Origin of the sequence: Kitasatospora sp. NPDC059827 (assembly GCF_042731675.1) — a bacterium.
GTDB lineage: Bacteria > Actinomycetota > Actinomycetes > Streptomycetales > Streptomycetaceae > Kitasatospora.
This window is the reverse complement of record NZ_JBHWIV010000168.1, coordinates 1-4,938: the sequence shown is the minus strand read 5'-3', so window position 1 is coordinate 4,938 and position 4,938 is coordinate 1. Positions and strand designations below refer to the sequence as shown.

Below are 4,938 nucleotides of genomic sequence, written 5' to 3'. Positions count from 1 at the left end.
TTTATGACCCCGCGGGCGGGCGTGGCGCGGGGGGGCGCCCGGGGAGGCCGGCAAGGTCGACGGGCCGCTCAGTGCGGCCCGTCGACCACCAGCGCCCAGGCGAGACAGCCCAGTGCGGCCGTGCACAGCAGCGCACGCAGCACGTTGAAGCGCACCCAGCGCGCCTCGAAGCGGGTGCGCACCGCCGCCGGGTCGGCGATCCCCTGCGGCGCCCCGGCCTTCTCCAACTCGTCGTTCAGCGGGATGTTGACCGCACGGGTGACCCCGATCGCCGCCCCGTACAGCACCAGGGCGGCGATCGTGGCGGGCAGCGCGCGGTGACCGTCCGAGGGCAGGTGCAGGGCGACCGCGGCGGCCGTGGTGAGCAGCGCGCCGACGAAGCCGAGCACGAACCAGCCGTTCAGGATCGCCACGTTGACGCGCTGCATGACCTCGATGAACGTCCGGTCCTCGACCCGGGCGAGTGCCGGCATCACCGAGCACGCGTAGGCGTAGAACAGCCCGGCGGTCAGTCCGCAGGTGACGGTGGCCGCCACCAGGACGAGTGTGCGTGCCGTTTCCATTCGCGCAGCCCCTCTGCTCACCCGTGTCACTCGTGTCGCTCGTGCCGCTCGTGCCGCTCGTGCCGGAGTTCCGGTCCGGTCCGGCCCCGCGGGGCCGATCATCCGGCATCCGGCCCGTTCGGACCAGCTCGACCGCTCAAGACTCCCTCAAGCGGAGAGACGCCGGATCCCCTGCTTGCACCTACACAGACTTTCCATTTGCCTAAACCATCTAGGCAATCCCATACTGCTCGTAGGAAGCAGAGCTCCACACCGCAGAACGAAGAGACGCCATGATCACCACGCCCGTCACCGAAGCCCTCCTGCACGGCCACCTGGACGTCGAACACACCGGCCGCGGCCTGATCCCGCACCGACTGCCCGCCCGTGCCCGCCGCCAGATCCCCGACGAGCAGCTCGCGATGGCCCAGTCCCAGCCCTCCGGCGTCCGGCTCGCCTTCCGCACCCGCGCCACCACGCTGGCACTGCACACCGTCCCCACCAAGCGCGCCTACCCCGGCGTGCCCGACCTGCCCGACGGCGTCTACGACCTCCTCGTCGACGGCCGGCAGACCGCCGAGGCGACCGTCCCCGGCGGCAACCTGCGCACCATCGACCTCGCCACCGGCCGCACCACCTTCACCGAAGGCCCGCCCGGTACCGCCCACTTCACCGGCCTGCCGGCCCGCGACAAAACCGTCGAGATCTGGCTCCCGCACACCGAGACCACCGAACTCATCGCCCTCGACTCCGACGCGCCCCTCACCCCCGTACCCGCCGGAACCCGCAACCGCTGGCTGCACCACGGCAGTTCCATCAGCCACGGCTCCAACGCCACCCACCCCACCGGGACCTGGCCCGCCCTCGTGGCGCTCGCCGCCGGCCTCGACCTCACCAACCTCGGCTTCGGCGGCAGCGCCCTGCTCGACCTCTTCACCGCCCGTGCCATCCGTGACACCCCCGCCGACCTGATCAGCCTCAAGCTCGGCATCAACGTGGTCAACGCCGACGCGATGCGCCTGCGCGCCTTCACCCCGGCCGTCCACGGCTTCCTCGACACCATCCGCGACGGCCACCCCACCACCCCCCTCCTGGTCGTCTCCCCGATCCTCTGCCCCGTCCAGGAGCACACCCCCGGCCCGCTCGCCCCCGACTTCACCGCCGGCACCCTCCGTTTCCGCGCCACCGGCGAACCCGGCCCCGGCCGCCTCACCCTCACCGTGGTCCGCGACGAACTGGCCCGCATCGTCGAAGCCCGGGTCGCGGACGGCGACCCCAACCTCCACTACCTCGACGGCCGCGCCCTGTACGGCGAGCCCGACCACGAGATCCACCCGCACCCCGACGCCGTCCACCCCACCCCCGAGGCCCACCGCCTGATCGCCACCCGCTTCACCCACCTCACCCTCACCCCGGGCGGCCCCCTGGCGCCCTGACCCCCTGACCCGCCCGACCCTGCCGGTCCGAATTCGATTGCCACTTCGCGGTCGGCCGCGCATCCTGCTGGGATGCGGTTCTCCGTGAACATCCCCAACTTCGGCGACTTCGCCGACCCCCGCAACGTCGCGACCGTGGCGGCCGCCGCCGAACAGGCGGGCTGGGACGGGCTCTTCGTCTGGGACCACGTCCTGCACCGACGGCACCAGGGCCGCCCCTTCGGGGACCCCTGGATGCTGCTGACCGCCGCCGCGCTGGCCACCTCCCGGATCCGACTGGGCACCTTGCTCACGCCGGTCCCTCGCTACCGTCCGCAGCAACTCGCCCGCCAGGTGGCCACCTTGGACCACCTCAGCGGCGGCCGGGCGATCTTCGCCGCGGGCCTGGGCGGCCCGCTCGACGACGAGTACCGCAGCTTCGGCGACCCCGCCGAGCCGCGCATCCTCGCCGAACGGCTCGACGAGGGACTGGAGTTGCTGGGCCGCTTCTGGTCCGGCGAGCCGGTGGACCACCACGGCCGGCACTACGAGGTCCGCGACGTGACGCTGGTGCCCGCCACCGTGCAGCAGCCCCGTCCGCCGGTGTGGATCGGCGGCTTCTGGCCGCGCCGCGCGCCCATGCGGCGGGCAGCACGGTGGGACGGCGCGGTGCCGCTCTTCGAGACGGCCCGGCACGGTCACCCGCCGGACGTGACGGAGGTACGGGAGCTGGTCGGCTACGTGCGCGAGCACCGTACGACCGGGGCCGAGCGCCCCTTCGAGTTCGTGCTCGGCGGCGCCACGCCCCTGCGCCCGGCCAGGGCCAAGGACGTGGTCGGCCCGCTGCACGACGCCGGCGCGACCTGGTGGGACGAGCGGCAGCTCCAGAGCGGCCCCGACCTCGACCGCCTACCCCCGGTCCTCCGCCGCATCGAGGCGGGGCCGCCGGTCATCTGACCTGTGCCGTTCATCTGACCGGTGCCGCCGGGGATCCCCGGAACTCCTCACCCGATCCGGTCACAGCCCGGGGATCCCGGCCCGCCGTGCGTGCAGCTCGGAACGGACGAGTTCGAGGAGACGCCCCGTCCAGTTGCGCCCCTGGCCGGCGTTGTCGCCCCAGAAGGCCGAGTGCAGGTCGTCGTAGATCAGGGTGCCGTCGCCCGTCGCCAGCAGGATCTCGGCCAGCTCGGGGTGCTGCTCGTACTTGGCGCGCAGCAGCCGCGTCATGACGGCGGTGCGCAGGTGCTCCCAGCCCTCGCGGCGGGGCGCCCCGGCCGCCAACGTGCCTGCGGCGGAGGCGGTCCCGGCGGTCGCGACCGCGGCCCGGACATCGGGTTGAGCCACCGACAAGGCCCAGTAGGCGTGGGTGACGGACGGGTAGCCGACCTCTCCCACCGTGATCGGGGCGGGGTATTCGTTGCGCAGCCCGAGCCTGCCGGGATCCTCCACCGGCTCGTTCGGGGACAAGCGGCAGAGCCGGACCGCCGGGGCGTGCGACGCCACCGGCCCGTCCGCCGGGACACGAGCGGGCCGTTCGGCGCTCCAGGCCGCCCGCTCCTCGAAGTACGCGAGGGCGCGGTCGTAGACCTCCTGCGTGACCGGCGGTTCGGTCGGCAGGTAGGTCCGGCCGCCCGGCCCGGCCACCAGCGCGCGCAGCGGGGCGTCCTTCCGATCCATGTCGCCCAGCACCCGGCACCGCTGCGGGGCCGGCACGGCCATGAACGCGGCCCGGGCCGCGGCCCGGTTCTCCTCGGTCCGGTCGGCGAGGAAGACCTCGACGGCAGCCAGGCAACGGCGGGTCGAGTCGGGCCGCCCGTTCAGCAGGTCGACGGTGTCGCGGACCTCGGCGACCAACTGCTCCGGAGTCCGCCAGCTCCGCAGCTCGCTGAACCTCCACTCCGCCAGCTCGTCCGCGGAGGCCTCCCCACCCTCGGGCAGGCTGGTGGCCACCCACCCGGTGCGCACCTTCTCCTCGAACTCCTCGACGGTGACCAGGCCCCCGCAGTCGATGAGCCCGTCCGCATAGATGAAGAGGTCGATGAGGAAGTGGTGGCCGCCGTTGCGGATGAACACGTGCCGCCAGGTGCCGGGGACGCGGACGCCGTCCACCGTGCGATGGGTGATCCATTTGCCGAACATCCCGAGATTGTCCACGACCCCGACCCCGACCCCGACCCCGACCCCGACCCCGACCCCGACCCCGACCCCGACCGCAGCCGCAGCCGCTGCGAGCACCGGGCCGGCCTCGGCTGTCCCACCTGGTCCGGCCCACCCGCACGCCGAGGGGCCGAGCCGTTCGAACCTGCCCCGCGAGGGATCACGCGCCCGCTGACAGTCCGAACATCGACCGGCAGGGCGCCAGCCCGCTGACCGAGACGGGCACTGCCGCACGGGCCTCCCAGCGGTCGCGGGTGAGCCGGAGCCGCCTGTTCGTCACGGGCCGCCCGCGCACCACGTGACGGTCGATGCCGTCGAGCTCATAGCCGTGCTTCCGGGACACGGCGAACGAGGAGGCATTGTGCTCGAAGGCCCCCGATGTCGCCTCCAGCGCGTCCAGGCCGGCGAAGGCCAGGTGCAGGATGGCGGCGCGCATCTCGGTGCCGATCCCTTGCCGCTGATGGCGCACACCGAGCCAGGAGGCCGTGGTGACCTCCCGCAGGACGGCGAAGTCCCGGGCGGCGATGGTCTGCAGGCCGACGACCCGGCCGTTCTCGAAGACCGCCAGGTTCAGCGCCCAGTCCGGAGCGGCGGTGAGGGCTCAGCGGCCCTGCCTGCGGGAACAGGCAGGGCCCGCCTCGTGCCGCGGTGGGTGGCGGTGCGGGGCGGGCCCGTGGTGCGTGGGGTGTGCGGGGGTTAGCTGAGGGCGGTGAGGGCGGCCTCGTAGTTGGGCTCGTCGGCGATCTCGGCGACGAGTTCGGTGTGCAGGACGGTGTCGTTCTCGTCGAGGACGACGACGGCGCGGGCGGTGAGGCCGGCGAGGG

5 protein-coding genes and 1 pseudogene are annotated in these 4,938 nt (G+C 73.4%); 2 read left to right on the top strand and 4 right to left on the bottom strand.

Going from position 1 to position 4,938, the window contains the following annotated elements; translation table 11 throughout:
- Window positions 1–68: 68 nt before the first annotated feature.
- On the bottom strand, window positions 69–563 hold the full coding sequence (locus tag ACFV8H_RS41175) for a DUF1772 domain-containing protein (protein ID WP_380409879.1): 495 nt from the start codon (window positions 561–563) through the stop codon (window positions 69–71).
- A gap of 272 nt (window positions 564–835) precedes the next feature.
- On the opposite strand from ACFV8H_RS41175, the gene ACFV8H_RS41170 reads away from it, so the two are divergent.
- Window positions 836–1,978, top strand: a complete 1,143-nt coding sequence (locus ACFV8H_RS41170; protein WP_380409877.1) for a GDSL-type esterase/lipase family protein — start codon at window positions 836–838, stop codon at window positions 1,976–1,978.
- A 72-nt stretch (window positions 1,979–2,050) separates the two neighbouring features.
- Window positions 2,051–2,914 (top strand): LLM class flavin-dependent oxidoreductase, encoded by an 864-nt coding sequence (locus ACFV8H_RS41165; protein WP_380409875.1) that lies wholly within the window; start codon window positions 2,051–2,053, stop codon window positions 2,912–2,914.
- Window positions 2,915–2,974: 60 nt separating this feature from the next.
- Here ACFV8H_RS41165 and ACFV8H_RS41160 read toward each other — a convergent pair whose 3' ends face one another.
- The 3 genes and pseudogenes from ACFV8H_RS41160 to tpx all read right to left on the bottom strand — a co-directional run.
- Complete coding sequence (locus ACFV8H_RS41160; RefSeq protein ID WP_380409873.1) at window positions 2,975–4,096, bottom strand: NADAR family protein; 1,122 nt, start codon at window positions 4,094–4,096, stop codon at window positions 2,975–2,977.
- A 178-nt stretch (window positions 4,097–4,274) separates the two neighbouring features.
- Window positions 4,275–4,682: a GNAT family N-acetyltransferase gene (locus ACFV8H_RS41155; RefSeq protein WP_380409881.1), complete on the bottom strand. Its 408-nt coding sequence runs from the start codon at window positions 4,680–4,682 to the stop codon at window positions 4,275–4,277.
- Window positions 4,683–4,810: 128 nt separating this feature from the next.
- Window positions 4,811–4,938, bottom strand: a pseudogene (gene tpx / locus ACFV8H_RS41150) (lipid hydroperoxide peroxidase); the annotation flags it as partial.

Coding starts and splice junctions, on each gene's coding strand:
- ACFV8H_RS41175 (WP_380409879.1), bottom strand. CDS start 563: ATGGAAACGGCACGCACACTCGTCCTGGTGGCGGCCACCGTCACCTGC.
- ACFV8H_RS41170 (WP_380409877.1), top strand. CDS start 836: ATGATCACCACGCCCGTCACCGAAGCCCTCCTGCACGGCCACCTGGAC.
- ACFV8H_RS41165 (WP_380409875.1), top strand. CDS start 2,051: ATGCGGTTCTCCGTGAACATCCCCAACTTCGGCGACTTCGCCGACCCC.
- ACFV8H_RS41160 (WP_380409873.1), bottom strand. CDS start 4,096: ATGTTCGGCAAATGGATCACCCATCGCACGGTGGACGGCGTCCGCGTC.